This window comes from Streptococcus didelphis DSM 15616, from assembly GCF_000380005.1.
Taxonomy (GTDB): Bacteria; Bacillota; Bacilli; order Lactobacillales; family Streptococcaceae; genus Streptococcus; species Streptococcus didelphis.
The window spans coordinates 31,043-49,744 of record NZ_KB904201.1 but is presented as its reverse complement, the minus strand read 5'-3'; the positions used below and the strand labels follow the sequence as shown (position 1 = coordinate 49,744).

Genomic DNA, 18,702 nt, shown 5'->3' with positions numbered 1-18,702 from the left:
ATAAATGAGATGGATAAGCGTATTTTTATTGAGAAAAAATTAGATTTTCAGACCAAGGCAGACTCTCTTCTTTCTGAATTAAAGACTCATCTACAGTTAAAAACAGTAACCTCTTTAAGGATAATTCAAGTTTATGATGTCTTTAATATAAAGGATAGTCTCCTTGAAAAAGCAATAAAGCATGTTTTTTCAGAACAAGTGACAGATACTATTCTTTTTCAGGAAGACTTAGTATTAGAACTTGAAAAGCATGCTTTTTTTGCAATAGAAGCCCTTCCTGGCCAGTTTGATCAGCGAGCTGCTAGTTCAAAAGAAGCTTTGTTGTTATTAGGAGCAGATGCTCAGGTAGAAGTATTTACTGGCCAGCTTTATCTTTTAAATAAGGATATGGACAGAGCTGAACTGGAGGCTATTAAGGATTACTTGCTTAATCCCGTTGATTCGCGTTTTAAGGATATCAGCTCTGCTATTAGCCAAGAAAAATTGTCAGAATCAAACACTGCTATTGCTAATCTGGACTTCTTTGAGAATTTTTCAGCTCAGCAATTTAAGGAATATAAGTCAGAAACTGGGCTAGCTATGGAAGTGGAAGACTTGCTTTTTATCCAGGATTATTTTAAGTCCATTGGGCGCGTGCCTACTGAAACAGAATTAAAGGTTCTAGATACTTATTGGTCTGATCATTGTCGTCATACGACTTTTGAAACAGAATTAAAAGAAATTGATTTTTCAGCTTCTTCCTTCCAAAAACAATTGCAATCTACTTATGAGAAATACCTAAGGATGCGTGAAGAGCTTGGGCGTTTAGATAAGCCACAAACTTTGATGGACATGGCTACTATATTTGGGCGTTATGAAGGAAAGCAGGGGCGTTTAAATGATGTGGAAATTTCTGATGAAATTAATGCCTGCTCTGTTGAGATAGAAGTTGATGTAGACGGAAATAAAGAAGCTTGGCTTTTAATGTTTAAAAACGAAACCCACAACCACCCTACTGAAATAGAGCCATTTGGTGGTGCAGCAACCTGTATTGGTGGTGCGATTCGTGATCCTTTATCAGGTCGTTCTTATGTTTATCAAGCTATACGCATTTCGGGAGCAGGGGATATTACTCAGCCTATTTGGCAGACCCGTCAAGGAAAACTTCCTCAAGAGGTCATTTCAAAGTCTGCAGCTCAGGGTTATTCTTCCTATGGTAATCAAATTGGTTTAGCAACTACGTATGTGAAAGAGTATTTCCATCCAGGCTTTGTGGCTAAACGAATGGAATTAGGAGCTGTAGTAGGGGCAGCACCTAAAGAAAATGTTGTGCGTGAAAAACCTCAGCCAGGAGACCTGGTTATTATGCTAGGAGGAAAAACAGGCCGTGATGGTATTGGTGGTGCAACAGGCTCATCTAAAGTACAGACAATTAAGTCAGTTAAAACTGCTGGAGCTGAAGTTCAAAAGGGAAATGCTATTGAGGAGCGAAAACTGCAACGTCTTTTTAGGGATAAGAAGGTAACATCCTTAATTAAGAAGGCAAATGATTTTGGAGCAGGTGGTGTTTGTGTGGCTATTGGAGAATTAGCTGATGGACTTGATATTAATTTAGACAAGGTTCCTCTTAAATATCGGGGACTAAATGGGACAGAAATTGCTATCTCTGAGTCTCAAGAACGTATGGCAGTAGTTATTGCAGCTGAAGATGCTGATAATTTTATTAAGGCAGCCTATAAAGAAAATATTAATGCTGTTCTTGTGGCACAAGTGACCGAAAAGCCAAATTTGGTTATGAAATGGAAGGGTCAAACAATTGTTGATTTGGAACGCTCTTTTTTAGATACAAATGGGGTGCGACTCTCTGTAGATGTTAAAGTGGTAGATCAGGGAGAACCATTTCCTAAGAATAAGCTAACTTCTCTGAAAACTCTAAAAGAAGATACCCTTTCTCTGCTTGCAGAGTTGAACCATTCTTCTCAAAAAGGCCTTCAAACCCTTTTTGATAGTTCAGTAGGACGTTCAACAGTTAACAGCCCTCTTGGGGGAATTTATCAAATGACGCCTGCAGAATGTTCTGTCCAAAAAATTCCAGTACAAAAGGGCTTTACCAAAACAGCTTCAGCCATAGCTCAAGGTTATAATCCTTATATTGCAGAATGGTCACCTTACCATGGGGCAGCATATGCTGTCATTGAAGCAAGTGCTCGCTTGGTTGCGACAGGTGCTAACTGGGAAAAAGCACGTTTTTCTTACCAAGAATATTTCCAGAGAATGGATAAAAAAGCAGAACACTTTGGTCAACCTGTTTCAGCCTTACTGGGTTCTATTGAAGCTCAAATGCAACTAGGACTACCTGCAATTGGAGGAAAAGATTCCATGTCAGGGACCTTTGAAGAGTTAAAAGTCCCTCCAACGTTGGTAGCTTTTGGAGTTACCACACTTAATACAGATAATAGCTTATCACCAGAATTTAAAGAGGCTGGTGAAAATATTTATTATTTACCAGGCCGGCCTATTGAAGAAGATATTAATTTTATAGAGATAAAAGAAAATTTAAAAACCTTCCAAGCTCTTCAATTTCAGTATAGCATCACAGCAGCATCAGCTATTAAGTATGGTGGGATAGTAGAAAGCTTAGCTCTAATGACTTTTGGGAATCAGATAGGAGCAGAGGTTGAGCTTCTAGATTTAGAAACGAGTTTAAGTTCAGAATTAGGAGGTTTTATCTTTACTTCTAAGGAAGAAATAGCTGGCGCCCAAAAAATTGGTCAAACACAGACTGAATTTACACTCAAAATTAACCAGCTTGAACTTACTGGCGCAGAGCTTCTTGAAGCATTCGAAGGAAAATTAGCAGCTATTTATCCCACAGAATTCAAACAGTCAACAAAACTTGCCCCTGTTCCTCAGATAACTAACACAGAAGTAATCAGAAACAGTCACACAATAGAAAAGCCAAAAGTCTATATTCCAGTTTTTCCTGGGACCAATTCTGAATATGATTCCGCAAAAGCTTTTGAAAAAGAAGGAGCACAGGTCAACCTAGTTCCTTTTATAACATTAGATGAAAAGTCTATCCAAGATTCTGTTGCCACAATGGTTGACAATATAGAACAAGCACAGATTATTTTCTTAGCTGGAGGTTTTTCTGCAGCAGATGAACCTGATGGTTCAGCTAAATTCATTGTTAATATCTTATTGAATGCTAAGGTTAGAAGGGCAATTGACACCTTTCTTGAAAAAGGTGGGCTTATTATAGGAATCTGCAATGGCTTCCAGGCCTTAGTAAAATCCGGCTTGTTACCTTATGGACATTTTGATAGTTTAACTGCAGATAGTCCTACCTTATTCTACAATGATGCTAACCAACACGTAGCTAAAATGGTTAATACCCGCATAGTTAACCTTAATTCACCTTGGCTTTCTGCTTTATCAGTAGGAGATATCCATACCATAGCTGTATCTCATGGAGAAGGAAAATTTGTTGTAACAGAAAAAGAGTTTAAACATTTACGGGACAATGGCCAAATTTTTAGTCAATATGTTGATTTCCAAGGCAAAGCAAGTATGGATTCAAACTTTAATCCTAATGGTTCATTTTATGCTATTGAAGGCATTACCAGTAAAAATGGCCAAATTCTGGGCAAGATGGGGCACTCTGAAAGATATGAAGAAGGTTTATTTAAGAATATTCCAGGTAATAAGGAACAATCTTTATTTGCATCAGCTGTAAATTATTTCAAAGGAACTAGTGATTAGAGCTCTGCTCTTAATTAGATAGAGGTAAAAATGACATATGAAGTGAAATCTCTGAATGAAGAGTGTGGTGTATTTGGGATTTGGGGCCATCCTCAAGCTGCTCAAGTAAGCTATTTTGGACTACACAGCCTTCAGCACAGGGGGCAAGAAGGAGCTGGAATAGTTGCTAATGATGCTGGTTATTTACGTCAGCACCGCGATACGGGACTTTTATCAGATGTCTTTAAAAATCAATCAGATTTAGACAAATTAAAAGGAAATGCTGCTATTGGACATGTCAGATATGCTACAGCTGGTAGAGCCTCCATTACCAATATTCAACCCTTTCTTTATCATTTTACAGATGGTCAGTTTGGGCTTTGCCACAATGGCAACCTCACCAATGCTCTTTCTTTGAAGAAGGAATTAGAAAAAGATGGTGCTATTTTTAATGCCTCTTCTGATACAGAAATTCTCATGCACTTAATTAGAAGAAGTCATCATCCAGAATTTTTAGGGAAGGTAAAAGAAGCCTTAAATACAGTCAAAGGTGGTTTTGCTTACCTACTGATGACAGAAGATAAATTGATTGCGGCCTTAGACCCTAATGGCTTTAGACCACTATCTCTTGGCCAATTACCAAATGGAGCTTGGGTGGTATCAAGTGAAACATGCGCTTTTGAGGTGATTGGTGCCAAATGGATAAGAGATGTTAAGCCAGGTGAAATTATTATTATAGATGATAGTGGGGTTACTTATGACACTTATACTAAGGATACACAATTAGCTATTTGTTCTATGGAATATGTTTATTTCGCACGTCCCGATTCCACTATTTATGGGGTGAATGTTCACACTGCTCGTAAAAATATGGGAAAAAAGCTGGCGCAGGCATTCCAACATGATGCAGATATTGTGGTAGGAGTGCCTAACTCCTCCTTATCAGCAGCTATGGGCTTTGCAGAAGAATCCTGTTTACCAAATGAAATGGGCTTGGTAAAGAATCAATACACGCAGAGAACCTTTATCCAACCAACTCAGGAGTTACGTGAACAAGGGGTTCGGATGAAACTCTCAGCAGTATCAGGTGTTGTCAAAGGAAAACGTGTAGTAATGGTTGATGATTCTATTGTAAGAGGCACAACCTCTAGGAGAATTGTCAGCTTATTGAGGGCAGCAGGAGCCAAGGAAGTTCATGTGGCAATTGCTAGTCCAGAATTGAAATACCCCTGTTTTTATGGAATTGATATTCAAACAAGAAGAGAATTGATTTCGGCCAACCATAATATAGAAGAGGTGTGTGAGATTATTGGAGCTGATAGTTTAACCTATCTCTCTCTAGATGCAATGGTAGAAGCTATAGGACTTGAAACAGATGCTCCTCATGGTGGACTGTGTACAGCTTATTTTGATGGGGAATATCCCACCCCTCTTTATGATTACCAAGAAGAGTATCAGCGTAGCCTAGAAGAAAGAACAAGCTTCTTTATTGATAAAGTTCGCTAATTGATAGCTACGGATTCCCTATTCAAAAGATGATTAATAGGTAAATGAAAAGGAAAAATCAAATGACAGAAAAAAATGCATATGCCCAGTCTGGTGTTGATGTTGAAGCAGGTTATGAAGTTGTAGAACGGATTAAAAAACATGTGGATAGAACGCAGCGTGCAGGCGTTATGGGAGCTCTTGGTGGCTTTGGTGGCATGTTTGATCTTACAAAAACTGGTGTCAAGGAACCTGTTTTGATTTCTGGTACTGATGGCGTAGGAACTAAGCTAATGCTTGCTATCAAGTATGATAAACATGACACTATTGGCCAAGATTGTGTGGCTATGTGTGTCAATGATATTATTGCTGCAGGTGCAGAGCCTCTTTATTTTCTAGATTATATCGCCACTGGTAAAAATGAACCAGCAAAATTAGAGCAAGTGGTTGCAGGAGTTGCTGAAGGCTGTGTACAAGCAGGAGCTGCTCTTATCGGTGGTGAAACTGCCGAAATGCCTGGGATGTATGGTCAAGACGACTATGATTTAGCAGGATTTGCAGTTGGAGTTGCCGAAAAATCTGAGATTATTGACGGAACAAAAGTTACAGAAGGTGATATTCTTTTAGGCCTTGCCTCTAGTGGCATTCATTCAAATGGTTACTCCCTTGTTCGTCGTATTTTTGCTGACTATGAAGGCCAAGTCCTTTTACCTGAACTTGAAGGTAAAGCTTTAAAAGACGTTCTCTTAGAACCAACTCGCATCTATGTTAAAGCTGTTCTTCCATTACTTAAAGAAAAGTTGGTTGAGGGCATCGCCCATATTACGGGTGGAGGCTTTATTGAAAATATTCCTCGCATGTTTGCGGATGATTTAGCAGCTGAAATTGATGAAGCAAAAGTGCCTGTTTTGCCAATTTTCAAAGCTTTAGAAACATATGGTCAAATTAGGCATGAAGAAATGTTCGAAATTTTCAATATGGGTATTGGCATGGTAGTGGCTGTCAAACCAGAACATGTGGCGCGTGTTAAAGAACTCTTAGATGAGCCAGTTTATGAAATCGGCCGTATCGTTAAAAAAGAAGATAAGAGTGTTATTATCAAATGACTAAGAAAATAGCTGTATTTGCTTCGGGTAATGGTTCTAATTTTCAGGTCATTGCAGAGCAGTTTAAGCTTGCCTTTGTTTTTTCAGATAAGAGACAAGCTCATGTACTAAAAAGAGCCGGCGCTTTGAAGATTGATTCCTATAGCTTTGAGTTGCAGGAATTTAAGAATAAAAAAGCCTATGAAGAAGCTCTCATTGCCTTGCTAGATCAGCATAATATAGATTTAATCTGTCTAGCAGGTTATATGAAAATTATTGGACCAACGTTATTAGAAGCTTATCAAGGGAAAATCATTAACATTCATCCAGCCTATTTACCAGAATTTCCAGGTGCTCATGGAATTGAAGACGCTTGGAAGGCTGGAGTCACAGAAACAGGAGTGACTATCCATTGGGTGAACAGTGGTGTTGATACCGGCAAAATTATCAAACAAGTCCGGGTTCCTCGTCTAAAAGAGGACACTATTGACAGCTTTGAGAATCGTATTCATGAGGCAGAGTATCATTTATACCCAGAGGTTTTAAGAGATCTAGGGGCAGAAGAAAAGTAAGTATTTTGAAAAAAGAAAGGAAAGGAATGACAAAGAAGCTTAAGTATAGTACTAATAAAAAGACGTTATTAATCTCCTTAACTCTTTTAAACAGTGACTTGCTTTAGTTTCTTTGGCATTCTTGGTATTGTAATGGGAAGTAAACGCGCACTAATTTCAGTTTCAGATAAAGAAGGCATTGTTGATTTTGCCCAAGCATTGAAAAACTTAGGTTGGGATATCATTTCAACTGGTGGGACTAAGATAGTTCTGGAACAAGCAGGAATTGGAACAATTGCTATTGATGATGTAACAGGATTTCCAGAGATGATGGACGGGCGCGTGAAGACGCTTCATCCTAAGATTCATGGTGGACTCTTGGCACGTCGTGACTTGAATACGCATCTTCAAGCAGCCAAGGAAAATCAGATTGAATTGATCGATTTGGTTGTGGTTAACCTCTATCCTTTCAAAGAAACTATTTTAAAACCAGATGTGACTTATGCTTCAGCAGTTGAAAATATTGATATTGGTGGGCCCTCAATGCTGCGCTCGGCAGCCAAAAACCATGCTAGTGTGACAGTTGTCGTTGACCCATCTGACTACTCTGGTGTCCTAGCAGAATTAACGGAGCCTGGTGAAACAAGTTATGAAAAACGTCAAGCCTTAGCTGCAAAAGTCTTTCGCCACACGGCAGCCTATGATGCCTTAATTGCTGAATACTTCACTGCACAGGTTGGTGAAAGTAAACCAGAAAAACTGACCTTAACTTATGATTTAAAACAAGAAATGCGTTACGGTGAAAATCCACAACAAGGGGCTGATTTCTATCAAAAAGCAATACCAACATATTATTCTATTGCTTCAGCTAAACAATTAAATGGCAAAGAATTATCTTTCAACAACATTCGTGATGCAGACGCTGCTATCAGAATTATTCGTGACTTCAAAAATTGTCCAACTGTTGTAGCCCTAAAACACATGAATCCTTGTGGCATTGGCCAAGCTGATACCATTGAAAAAGCTTGGGATTATGCCTACGAAGCCGATGCTGTTTCTATCTTTGGTGGAATTGTTGTTCTTAACAGAGAAGTTGACAAAGCGACAGCTGAGAAGATGCACCCTATCTTCCTAGAAATCATCATTGCACCAAGCTATTCTGATGAAGCGCTAGCGATTCTGACAAGTAAAAAGAAAAACCTTCGTATCTTAGCATTGCCATTTGAAGGGCAGGATGCTTCTGAACGTGAAGCTGAATATACGGGTGTTCTTGGTGGCATGCTGGTACAAAATCAAGATAGTATTGAGGAAAAAGCAGACTCTTGGGAGGTGGTGACAGACCGTCAACCGACTTCAAACGAAAAAGAAGCCTTGGAATTTGCTTGGCGCGCCATCAAGTACGTTAAGTCAAATGGGATTTTAATTGCTAATAATCATATGACACTTGGCGTTGGACCTGGACAAACTAATCGTGTGGCTTCTGTTCGCCTTGCCATTGATCAGGCTAAGGGTAGACTTGAAGGAGCTGCTCTTGCTAGTGATGCCTTCTTCCCTTTTGCAGATAATATTGAAGAAATTGCAGCAGCTGGTATTAAAGCTATCATTCAACCAGGAGGGTCTGTTCGTGATCAGGATTCCATTGACGCTGCTAATAAGCATGGGATAAGTATGGTATTTACAGGTGTTAGACACTTTAGACATTAAAGGTAAGTCTTCCCAAAATGACACTTGGGAAGTTTTTAAGTTTTTTATAAGTTATTTTTAAGAGTGGCTTAAGAAAAGCAAGTTATACTATAGTCATCCTAGAAATAGGAAGTCCTAAATTTCCCTTTTCATAACCTCCTAAACCCTTGAAAAACTAGCTTCGGCTAGTTTTTTTCTTATATTAGTAGAAAAAGTTGTAAGTCAGGGATAAGGTGAAATGGTTATTGTACTGCTTTTACTTGATCCATACTTACCCAGGTTTGGCGCTGACCAATTTGGATGAGGAGTCCTTTGCTAGTTTGATGCACTTGGAGTATTTTATATTTTCCAGGGATGGTAAAATAATCTCCTGGTAAAAGTACTTGGTCTCCTGATTTTTGACCATTTTTGGTGGTTTCTAGGGCTGGTCCAGGGTCAAGCCAATTCAGTTGACTGGCAGGACCACCCGCTAACTGATTACTAGAAATCATCCAGCCGTGATTTTGACTAACTTGAAAGGGTCCAGTAAAAGTGACTTCTTGGCCAGCATGGAAAGTTTCTGGCTTTTTACTTTCCCTTATTTTTTCAATAGGAATATAGCGACGATTACCAGAATAACCAATGTAAGAAATCCACTGATAACCATCATCGATTAAGGTTTGATCGTAATAGACTATTTGACCTGTTTGATAATAAGTAATATCTTTTTCTTTTAGAATAGGCTTTGCTTTTATAGGCAGTGACTTTTTAAAATAATAGCTTCCTTTATTTGGTAAAAGCTTTGTCTGGCTAAGCTGATGAGAAGATGTCGGGTTACTATCCTGATTGAGATCTTTAAAATGAATAAAGCCACTCACCTGATTTTTATGAATTTGCCTTTTATGATATTTTTCGGGGCCTTGTCCAGCATTATAATTGTATTCTTCCAGAATGACTTGGTCACCATTTACTTCTGCAACCCAGGCAACATGACCATAAAGACTGTGCGCATTATTAATATTCTTATCAAACCAAGCAACAGAGCCCACGGTTGCTTTTTTATCAACACGATAGCCTTGTTGCCTTGCTATATGTCCCCAAGTATCAGCATTCCCATAGCCTGCTGGTAAGGTAAAACCATTGATCTTACTTAATCTGAAGGCTACAAAAGATGTGCATTGCCTTAAATACATGCCCCAATAATCAGCCCCCCAACCTTGTTTCCACTGGCTGGGATAGTCATCTCCATGAACTTCTGCGTGAACAGTTGTGGGAGTGATAATTGAAGGATACGTCCATTTAGAAATGGGATTAATGATGAATGATAGGGTTAATCCTATCAAGATGAAAATCTTAATTTTTTTCATTGCGACCTCCTGTAATTAACTATTCGAAAAAGAAGGAAAAAAATAATCCTTAATGTCGTGAATGCCAGAAGTAAGAAAGAAAAAAGCCCCAAAATCTCTTAATGGAGGAAGTCCATTAGTGATTTCAGGGCTCTTTACGTTATTAGTAACAGATGCTTGTTTAAGTCTAACTAAGAGAGCAGAAAATTTCCTTATTTTTGATGATAAAGAAGCATAGCTAAAGATGAAATAAAAGTGAACCAAATGAAGTCAACAAGAATATTCCATTCAAAGTATATTGCAAGGCTAAACATTAGTGAAAAAAATAAGGTCAAATAAAATAAGTATTTTCGTTTTTTCTTATCGGTAGTCATAATCAGCTTCCTTCTTATAAATTTTATTAATAATAGCAAAAAGAAAATACATAGTAAATAGCAAAAATGTCAGATAGCATTATTATGGGACATTAACAGTATAAACCAATTCTACTCCTGGAATATAGACGACAGCTAAAGTTGTTGATCTGTGATTTTCAACAGCAGTCTTTACAGACCATCCAATTGCACCAGAGATAAGGGCTGCAAAGCCAGCTGTTGCGGGATTAACAGCAAATTGCTTAAGATACCATCCGGCATAACCAGCAGCAAAGGTTCCTGCGGCCCAACCAGACATTCCTCTTACTTTTGGACCTAGATTGAAGCGAAGGCCAACAGCACCTTTGTAGAAAGTATTAGGGAGGTCATTTACAGCCTCAAAATATAATTTTGCGTCTTTTTCAGAAATCTTAAGAAGACGAGCTACTTCTTTAAAATTTCCCTTTAACCCAATGGAACCATCATGTTTAATATAAAAATAATCTTCCAATTGTTTTGCACTATTTAACATGCTTGGATCAATTTTGGGAACACTGATATTTCCTTCAAGGTCTGAAACATTAATTGATTTTGAAGCGCTTGTTAAGTGATTAAAGTGTGAATGATTTGTTTGATCTGCTAATACTGTAGGAATAGACGTGTTCATTAATAGTGAAGAAAATAGAATTATAGATGTTGATTTAATAATTTTTTTCATAGTAACTTCCTTTCAAAATAAATGGTTAGATGTTAAATAAAGCATTCTAAATTATAGTTTCCGTTTTATATCCCTCCTTACCAGAGATGCTTTATAAGATTAGTTACCTCCTTACACCATTATTCGAAAAACTAAAAGCATATTATTGATAATTATCTAACATCCGCTATATTTTTATTTTTAACGAACATTTATGTTATAATAATATTATAAAATTCGTTATTGGAGTGAAAATGAAAATTTTAGTTATTGGTTCTGGTGGTCGTGAGCATGCGATTGCTAAGAAGTTATTAGATTCAGAAGTTGTAGAGTCGGTTTTTGTAGCACCGGGAAATGACGGGATGACGCTTGATGGCTTGGTTTGTGTTGATATAACTATTTCCGAACATTCAAGGCTTATAGAGTTTGCTAAAAAGAATAAGGTTGCCTGGACTTTTGTTGGTCCTGATGATGCGCTAGCAGCAGGAATCGTCGATGAATTCAGACAGGTTGGACTTAAGATTTTTGGTCCGACACGTTTGGCAGCGGAGCTTGAGTGGTCAAAAGATTTTGCTAAATCACTCATGTCCCAGTACAGGATTCCCACAGCAGCCTATGGCACATTCTCACATTTTGAAGAAGCTAAAGCTTATATTGAAAAGCAAGGGGCTCCTATTGTTATTAAGGCTGATGGCTTGGCCCTAGGAAAGGGCGTTGTAGTAGCTATGACAGTCCAAGAGGCAATTCAGGCAGCCCATGAGATGCTTATTGATAATAAATTGGGAGACTCCGGGGTGCGTGTGGTTATTGAGGAGTTTCTTGAAGGAGAAGAATTTTCGCTTTTTGCGTTTGTTAATGGTGACAAATTCTATCTTATGCCTACAGCTCAAGACCATAAGAGGGCTTTTGATGGTGATAAGGGTCCAAATACTGGTGGTATGGGGGCATATGCACCGGTTCCTCATCTTCCTCAAAGCGTGGTGGACGCTTCGGTCGAAACCATCATTAAACCAGTTCTTGAAGGCATGATTAAGGAAGGTCGTCCCTACCTCGGTGTGCTTTATGCTGGGCTGATTTTGACGGCGGATGGACCAAAGGTTATCGAGTTTAACGCGCGCTTTGGTGATCCAGAAACTCAGGTTATTTTACCTCGTTTAAGTTCGGATTTTGCTCAAAATATTACAGACATCTTGGAAGAAAAAGAACCAGAAATAAGATGGATAGACCAAGGCGTCACCCTTGGAGTTGTAGTTGCTTCAGAAGGATATCCCTTAGCCTATGACAAAGGTGTTCCCTTACCTGCAAAAACTTCAGATGACATTACTAGCTACTATGCTGGGGCCCGTTTTTCTGAGAATGGCCAAGCACTGCTATCACACGGCGGACGGGTTTACATGCTGGTCACCACAGCAGATACCGTCAAAGCTGCGCAGACCAGAATTTACCAAGAACTGGAAAAACAAGATACCACAGGACTCTTTTACAGAACGGATATTGGAAGGAAGGCCTTGAAATAGTATTAAAAGAAATCATTATTTAATGAATAGTTTGAGGATCTAGATAGTATTAAAAAAGGAGAGAAAATGCAAGCAACTGTATCCATTATCATGGGCTCCAGTTCCGACTGGGCAACCATGCAAAAAGCAGCAGAGATTTTAGAGAAATTCCAAATTCCCTTTGAGAAAAAAGTAATCTCAGCCCACAGAACACCAGATCTCATGTTTAAACATGCTGAGGAAGCGCGTGGACGTGGCATCAAAATCATTATTGCTGGTGCTGGCGGTGCAGCCCACTTGCCAGGTATGGTAGCAGCCAAAACAACGCTACCGGTCATTGGTGTGCCTGTCAAATCACGTGCTCTTTCTGGACTTGATTCTCTCTATTCTATTGTGCAGATGCCAGGAGGTGTTCCTGTCGCAGCTATGGCAATTGGCGAAGCAGGTGCAACTAATGCGGCTTTAACAGCATTACGCATTCTGGCTATTGAAGATTCCCAAATTGCACAAGCATTAGCTGATTTCCAAGTGGAACAAGGAAAAATTGCGGAGGCCATGACCGATGAACTCAAATAAAACCATTGGTATTATTGGTGGTGGCCAACTGGGTCAAATGATAGCAATCTCAGCTATTTATATGGGCTATAAAATAATTACGCTAGACCCGTCGGCAGATTGTCCAGCAGGGGGAGTTAGTGAGCTGATTGTGGCGCCATATGACGATGTGGCTGCACTCAAAGAACTAGCAGAGCGCTGCGATATTCTAACCTATGAATTTGAAAATGTGGATGCTGATGGACTGGATGCTGTTGTCAAGAAAGGTCAACTGCCCCAAGGGACAGACTTGCTTCGGATTTCTCAGAATCGGATTTTTGAAAAGGACTTTTTGGCCAATAAAGCCAAAGTCACTGTCGCACCATATAAGGTTGTTAAGAGTGCTGACGATTTGGAAGGGCTTGATTTATCTAAAAAATATGTCTTGAAAACGGCGACAGGAGGTTACGATGGGCATGGACAAGTGGCCATTGCATCAAATGCTGACCTGGCTGCCGCTAGAGAATTAGTGGCTTCTGCTGACTGTGTCTTGGAAGAATTAGTGGCTTTTGACTTGGAAGTGTCAGTCATTGTTTCAGGCAATCAAAAAGACTTTACTGTCTTTCCAGTTCAAGAAAATGTGCACCACAACAATATTTTGTCCAAAACTATTGTTCCTGCTAGGATTTCTGAGGAGTTAGCCAAAAAGGCCAAAGCCATGGCCTTGGAGATTGCTCGGCAGCTGAACTTGGCAGGAACCCTCTGTGTGGAAATGTTTGCCAGTCAAGATGAGATTATAGTCAATGAAATTGCTCCACGTCCCCATAATTCCGGTCACTATTCTATTGAAGCTTGTGATTTCTCCCAGTTCGACACACATATCCTGGGTGTACTTGGTTTGCCGCTGCCAGCCATTACCTTGCATGCTCCCGCTATTATGCTCAATGTCTTGGGCCAGCATATGGAAAAAGCACAAGCCTATATCCAAGAAAACCCTAGCGCCCATCTCCACCTTTATGGTAAACTAGAAGCGAAACATAACCGCAAAATGGGACACGTCACGGTCTTGGCCGTGGAAGCTGATGAGGTAGAGGAGTTTTAGGAATGAAAATGAATTTTGATATTTTTAATGATGATGACAAAACGCTTAAAACAGATAAATTAAGCATAAAAAATAATACTATTTTAATGAAAAATGATGCTATTCAAATTAAAAATATTTCTATGATGAGTAGTTCAGAATTAGTTTTTAGGTTGAAATTTAGTGAAATATTAATGATGTTAGTGATGATATTAGCATTATTTATTGATTTTATTCCTAAGGTAATCCCATTGGTAATTTTATTATTTTGGGGATATAGTATATATAATAAATATCAAAAACATCTTTCAGAAAAATTCTATATAGAGTTTAACTTAGGTTCAAGCAAAAATTATTATCTTTTTTTTAAGGGTAAAGAATTTAGGAATAGGGTTTTTGATATTATTAGGCAGTCCTTTAATGATGGATTTCAAGTTGTAAATATTGATATCAAAAATCAAAATATTAATAATGGTTCTGGAACTCAAGAAATAAATCAAAAGAAGGTTGTTAATAAAACAGATGTGAGTGGTAATGATAATGTAGTTGGCTCACATTTTGGAGAAGGAAGTACATTTTCAATTAAAGGTGATGCCATAAATAGAAGTAGTATTATAGAAAATTCAGTTGCTTCAGATGTTTCTTATAAAACAGAAGTCCAAATTCCATGGGAACAAGTGCATCAGGAAATTACAAATATTATCTCTACACAAATATTTTCTCATCAGATGAATATGGTATTAGAGGAATTGCAAGAAGCAAGCAAAAATAAGAATGAAGAACAGTTTGAGAAAATTGTTAAGAATAATGAAAGAATTTTTGATCTTCCATTTCTGAAATCAGCAATTTCTGCGACTCTTGCAAACCTTATATCAGGAATATTAGGTTATTAAATTAAAAAAGTAAACAAAGAAAGGAAGAGGGTATCGTATTCACGGAATTGAATACGGGCTACGAACGGTGTTAAAAAGATAAACATGACCTAGACGCAAACGTCGTCGGTCAGTTTCCTATTTTGACTGTGTTCGCTTAACGCCCTTAATATCATAAATTATGTTAGACAGATATTCCCGTCCTGAGATGGCGGAAATTTGGAGTGAGGAAAATAAGTACCGTGCTTGGTTAGAGGTTGAGATTTTGGCCGATGAGGCTTGGGCTGAGCTTGGTGAGATTCCGAAAGAGGATGTGGCTAAGATTCGTGCTAATGCCGATTTTGATGTGGACCGCATTCTTGAGATTGAAAAGGAAACGCGTCATGACGTGGTAGCTTTCACCCGCGCTGTTTCTGAAACGCTTGGTGAAGAACGTAAGTGGGTTCACTATGGCTTGACTTCAACAGACGTTGTTGATACGGCCTATGGTTACCTTTACAAGCAAGCCAACGACATTATCCGTCGTGACCTTGAAAACTTTACTAACATTGTGGCTGAAAAAGCTAAAGAGCACAAATTGACCATCATGATGGGTCGTACCCACGGTGTCCATGCTGAACCGACAACTTTTGGGCTTAAGCTGGCAACTTGGTACAGCGAAATGAAACGTAATCAAGAGCGTTTTGAACATGCGGCGGCTGGCGTTGAGGCTGGGAAAATCTCTGGTGCGGTAGGTAATTTTGCTAATATTCCCCCCTTTGTGGAAGAATATGTTTGCGAAAAACTTGGCATTCGTCCTCAAGAAATTTCAACACAGGTTCTTCCTCGAGATTTACATGCAGAGTATTTTGCTGTTTTAGCAAGCATTGCCACCTCCATTGAACGTATGGCAACTGAAATCCGTGGCCTTCAAAAATCAGAACAACGGGAAGTAGAAGAATTCTTCGCCAAAGGCCAAAAAGGCAGCTCTGCGATGCCTCATAAACGTAACCCTATTGGCTCTGAAAATATGACAGGTCTTGCGCGTGTGGTTCGTGGACACATGGTGACTGCTTTTGAAAACGTAGCACTTTGGCATGAACGTGATATTTCCCATTCTTCAGCTGAGCGGATTATTACACCTGATACAACCATTTTAATCAACTACATGCTCAACCGTTTTGGCAATATCGTAAAAAATCTTACTGTTTTTCCGGATAATATGCTGCGCAATATGGATTCGACCTTTGGTCTCATCTACAGCCAACGTGTAATGCTGACGCTTATCGAAAAAGGAATGACCAGAGAAGAAGCCTATGATCTCGTTCAACCCAAGACGGCTCACTCATGGGATAATCAGGTAGACTTTAAAGCACTCTTAGAAGCAGATGAAGCAGTGACATCTCGTTTGACCCAAGACGAAATTGACCAACTCTTTAATCCAACTTATTATACAAAGCGTGTAGATGATATATTTAATCGTTTGGGACTGTAAAAAAGGCTAAAAAGCCTTTTTTATTTTACGGATTTTATAATATAATACTTATATAATTAAAATAATGTTATAGTGCGAAAATTAGTATAGGAGTAAAAAGTGAAGGATTTTGGAAAAAAAATAAAAGAGCTACGCTGTAAACGCAATTTAACCCGTGAAGACTTTTGCCAAGACCAAAGCCGATTATCTGTTAGACAATTAGCCCGAATTGAAAACGGCCAATCCATTCCTAACCTTACTAGTGTATTTTATATAGCCGAAAAATTAGATATTAGTATTTCTACTTTAATTGGATCTAAAGAAGTAGAATTACCCAAAAGATACAAAGAATTAAAGTATAAAATATTAAGAACTCCCACCTATACAGATGAAAATAAGTTATCTCAACAGTATAAACAATTTTCAGAAATTTTCGACAATTATTATGATAAACTTCCTGAAGTAGAACGCTTTTTTATTGATTGCTTACAGGCTTCGATAGATGTAACACTTAGTAAAAACACCAATTATGGCTATAGTCTTATTAATGGCTGCCTTGAACAATTGAAAAAGAAACAAAACTATTTTGCAAATGATTTAATATTAATGAATCTATACTTGGTTTGTTGCCGAGCGTCAAAGTATTCTAAGGATTGGTATGATGAGAAATTTTACTATACATTATTTAATAGGGCTCTAGAACAAATTGATCATTTAGAAACAGAAGACCTATTTTTAATGAACCAATTAATGATTACTTTTTGTTCAATGGCTATTCAGTTGGGTAATTGGTCTCAGGTATCAAAGACTATAAAAGCAAGTAAAAAAATAATGTTGAAGATTGATGATTTTCAAAGATTGCCCATTTTACACCTAATGGAGTGGAAGTACAATCTTTATTATAAGAAAAATTACGATAAGGCAAAGTCCTGTTATAAAAAGGCTATTCATTTTGCTTTGTTGATGGGGGATAAGCATTTAAAAGAAAATATAAAAATGGAATGGAAAAAAGACAAAAAGTGACATTAATGTCATTTTGGTTTTATCTGATTTTGCTTATAATGGCCATATAAAAGGAGGTAGGTTAATGAAAAAATTAACACAAAAAAAATTGTCTATTTTATTGTCCATTTTAAGCATGGCAGGCCTCATGGCTACATCAAATGAATGGTGGTGGTTATAAGTAAAAGTGACAAATAAGCATTTCTTAGTTTTACAAAAAGTTAGTCTGTTTACTTTATAATGTGTGACAGTAAACTTATGCTATAATAAGTCTATGACTAGAATTTTAGATAAGGATTTAATGGGGGATGAAGAACTTGTTGAAAGAACATTACGCCCTCAGTATTTAAAAGAATATATTGGACAAGATAAGGTTAAGGATCAGTTAGCTATTTTTATTGAAGCTGCAAAGATGAGGGATGAGTCCCTAGACCATGTCTTGCTATTTGGACCACCGGGACTTGGAAAAACAACAATGGCTTTTGTTATTGCAAATGAACTTGGGGTGAACTTGAAGCAAACTTCAGGCCCAGCTATTGAAAAGTCCGGTGATTTAGTAGCCATCTTAAATGATCTCGAACCAGGAGATGTGCTTTTCATAGATGAGATACATCGCTTACCAATGGCTGTGGAAGAGGTTCTTTATAGTGCCATGGAAGATTTCTATATTGATATTATGATTGGCTCAGGAGATACGAGCAGGAGTGTTCACTTAGATTTGCCTCCCTTTACCTTAATAGGAGCTACAACTCGTGCGGGTATGTTGTCTAATCCTTTAAGGGCAAGATTTGGTATTACTGGACACATGGAGTATTATCAAGTAGATGACCTAACAGAAATTGTCGAGCGAACAGCTACCATTTTTGAGATGGAAATTATCCATGAAGCAGCCCATGAACTAGCGCGTCGTAGTCGTGGAACGCCACGTATTGCTAACAGACTTTTAAAGAGGGTTCGAGACTATGCTCAAATTATGGGAGATGGTATTATTACGACTGCTATAACCAATAAGGCGCTAGAAATGTTGGATGTTGATCGTGAAGGTTTAGATTATGTCGACCAAAAAATCCTCAGAACCATGATTGAGATGTATAATGGTGGCCCTGTTGGCTTAGGAACACTTTCTGTTAATATTGCTGAAGAAAGAGATACTGTTGAGGATATGTATGAACCCTATCTTATCCAAAAAGGGTTTATTATGAGGACACGAACAGGAAGAGTAGCTACTGCAAAAGCATATCAACATCTCCATTATCCTTTAAAGGATAGCAACTAAGACTAAGCTTAGGAATTCTTATCATTGACACTTATTAGCATTGTTTATAATATAAGTATTTGGTAAACTACATAAAAGGTTCAACATCG

At 38.2% G+C, this 18,702-nt stretch carries 14 protein-coding genes; 12 read left to right on the top strand and 2 right to left on the bottom strand.

What is annotated here, in order from left to right; all coding sequences use genetic code 11:
* Positions 1-9: 9 nt before the first annotated feature.
* From A3GU_RS0109175 to purH, 5 genes are all read left to right on the top strand, one after another.
* Positions 10-3,741, top strand: a complete 3,732-nt coding sequence (locus A3GU_RS0109175) for a phosphoribosylformylglycinamidine synthase (protein ID WP_018367232.1) — start codon at positions 10-12, stop codon at positions 3,739-3,741.
* A 30-nt stretch (positions 3,742-3,771) separates the two neighbouring features.
* Complete coding sequence (gene purF, locus A3GU_RS0109170; RefSeq protein ID WP_018367231.1) at positions 3,772-5,226, top strand: amidophosphoribosyltransferase; 1,455 nt, start codon at positions 3,772-3,774, stop codon at positions 5,224-5,226.
* Positions 5,227-5,288: 62 nt separating this feature from the next.
* A complete protein-coding gene (gene purM / locus A3GU_RS0109165; RefSeq protein ID WP_018367230.1) occupies positions 5,289-6,311 on the top strand; it encodes a phosphoribosylformylglycinamidine cyclo-ligase in 1,023 nt (340 codons plus the stop codon).
* Positions 6,308-6,862: a phosphoribosylglycinamide formyltransferase gene (purN, locus tag A3GU_RS0109160; protein WP_018367229.1), complete on the top strand. Its 555-nt coding sequence runs from the start codon at positions 6,308-6,310 to the stop codon at positions 6,860-6,862. Before purM ends, purN begins: the two co-directional genes overlap by 4 nt.
* Before the next feature lie 132 nt (positions 6,863-6,994).
* Complete coding sequence (purH, locus tag A3GU_RS0109155; protein WP_018367228.1) at positions 6,995-8,545, top strand: bifunctional phosphoribosylaminoimidazolecarboxamide formyltransferase/IMP cyclohydrolase; 1,551 nt, start codon at positions 6,995-6,997, stop codon at positions 8,543-8,545.
* Positions 8,546-8,766: 221 nt separating this feature from the next.
* On the opposite strand, the gene scrM is transcribed toward purH, so the two are convergent.
* A complete protein-coding gene (gene scrM / locus A3GU_RS0109150) occupies positions 8,767-9,870 on the bottom strand; it encodes a peptidoglycan hydrolase ScrM (RefSeq protein ID WP_018367227.1) in 1,104 nt (367 codons plus the stop codon).
* 435 nt (positions 9,871-10,305) lie between these two features.
* On the bottom strand, positions 10,306-10,920 hold the full coding sequence (locus A3GU_RS0109140; RefSeq protein WP_018367225.1) for a hypothetical protein: 615 nt from the start codon (positions 10,918-10,920) through the stop codon (positions 10,306-10,308).
* A gap of 233 nt (positions 10,921-11,153) precedes the next feature.
* Here A3GU_RS0109140 and purD point away from each other — a divergent pair, with 233 nt between their 5' ends.
* From purD to ruvB, 7 genes are all read left to right on the top strand, one after another.
* Positions 11,154-12,416 carry a phosphoribosylamine--glycine ligase gene (gene purD, locus A3GU_RS0109135; RefSeq protein WP_018367224.1) on the top strand — a complete coding sequence of 421 codons (1,263 nt, stop codon included), beginning with the start codon at positions 11,154-11,156 and terminating at the stop codon, positions 12,414-12,416.
* 66 nt (positions 12,417-12,482) lie between these two features.
* Complete coding sequence (purE, locus tag A3GU_RS0109130; protein ID WP_018367223.1) at positions 12,483-12,971, top strand: 5-(carboxyamino)imidazole ribonucleotide mutase; 489 nt, start codon at positions 12,483-12,485, stop codon at positions 12,969-12,971.
* Positions 12,958-14,031 (top strand): 5-(carboxyamino)imidazole ribonucleotide synthase, encoded by a 1,074-nt coding sequence (purK, locus tag A3GU_RS0109125; RefSeq protein ID WP_018367222.1) that lies wholly within the window; start codon positions 12,958-12,960, stop codon positions 14,029-14,031. Before purE ends, purK begins: the two co-directional genes overlap by 14 nt.
* Before the next feature lie 2 nt (positions 14,032-14,033).
* Complete coding sequence (locus tag A3GU_RS0109120) at positions 14,034-14,903, top strand: hypothetical protein (protein ID WP_018367221.1); 870 nt, start codon at positions 14,034-14,036, stop codon at positions 14,901-14,903.
* A gap of 160 nt (positions 14,904-15,063) precedes the next feature.
* Positions 15,064-16,356 (top strand): adenylosuccinate lyase, encoded by a 1,293-nt coding sequence (gene purB / locus A3GU_RS0109115; RefSeq protein ID WP_026216508.1) that lies wholly within the window; start codon positions 15,064-15,066, stop codon positions 16,354-16,356.
* A gap of 99 nt (positions 16,357-16,455) precedes the next feature.
* Positions 16,456-17,358, top strand: coding sequence for a helix-turn-helix domain-containing protein (locus A3GU_RS0109110; protein WP_018367219.1), 903 nt, complete (start codon positions 16,456-16,458; stop codon positions 17,356-17,358).
* A 253-nt stretch (positions 17,359-17,611) separates the two neighbouring features.
* The gene (gene ruvB / locus A3GU_RS0109100; protein WP_026216507.1) at positions 17,612-18,613 is read left to right on the top strand and encodes a Holliday junction branch migration DNA helicase RuvB; all 1,002 of its coding nucleotides are present in this window, start codon (positions 17,612-17,614) and stop codon (positions 18,611-18,613) included.
* Positions 18,614-18,702: the final 89 nt, after the last annotated feature.

What these genes read in the sequence shown, in the direction of transcription:
- A3GU_RS0109120 (WP_018367221.1), top strand. Translation starts at nt 14,034, where the DNA reads ATGAAAATGAATTTTGATATTTTTAATGATGATGACAAAACGCTTAAA.
- purM (WP_018367230.1), top strand. Translation starts at nt 5,289, where the DNA reads ATGACAGAAAAAAATGCATATGCCCAGTCTGGTGTTGATGTTGAAGCA.
- purF (WP_018367231.1), top strand. Translation starts at nt 3,772, where the DNA reads ATGACATATGAAGTGAAATCTCTGAATGAAGAGTGTGGTGTATTTGGG.
- A3GU_RS0109175 (WP_018367232.1), top strand. Translation starts at nt 10, where the DNA reads ATGGATAAGCGTATTTTTATTGAGAAAAAATTAGATTTTCAGACCAAG.
- purN (WP_018367229.1), top strand. Translation starts at nt 6,308, where the DNA reads ATGACTAAGAAAATAGCTGTATTTGCTTCGGGTAATGGTTCTAATTTT.
- purK (WP_018367222.1), top strand. Translation starts at nt 12,958, where the DNA reads ATGAACTCAAATAAAACCATTGGTATTATTGGTGGTGGCCAACTGGGT.
- purE (WP_018367223.1), top strand. Translation starts at nt 12,483, where the DNA reads ATGCAAGCAACTGTATCCATTATCATGGGCTCCAGTTCCGACTGGGCA.
- ruvB (WP_026216507.1), top strand. Translation starts at nt 17,612, where the DNA reads ATGACTAGAATTTTAGATAAGGATTTAATGGGGGATGAAGAACTTGTT.
- purD (WP_018367224.1), top strand. Translation starts at nt 11,154, where the DNA reads ATGAAAATTTTAGTTATTGGTTCTGGTGGTCGTGAGCATGCGATTGCT.
- A3GU_RS0109140 (WP_018367225.1), bottom strand. Translation starts at nt 10,920, where the DNA reads ATGAAAAAAATTATTAAATCAACATCTATAATTCTATTTTCTTCACTA.
- purB (WP_026216508.1), top strand. Translation starts at nt 15,064, where the DNA reads ATGTTAGACAGATATTCCCGTCCTGAGATGGCGGAAATTTGGAGTGAG.
- scrM (WP_018367227.1), bottom strand. Translation starts at nt 9,870, where the DNA reads ATGAAAAAAATTAAGATTTTCATCTTGATAGGATTAACCCTATCATTC.
- purH (WP_018367228.1), top strand. Translation starts at nt 6,995, where the DNA reads ATGGGAAGTAAACGCGCACTAATTTCAGTTTCAGATAAAGAAGGCATT.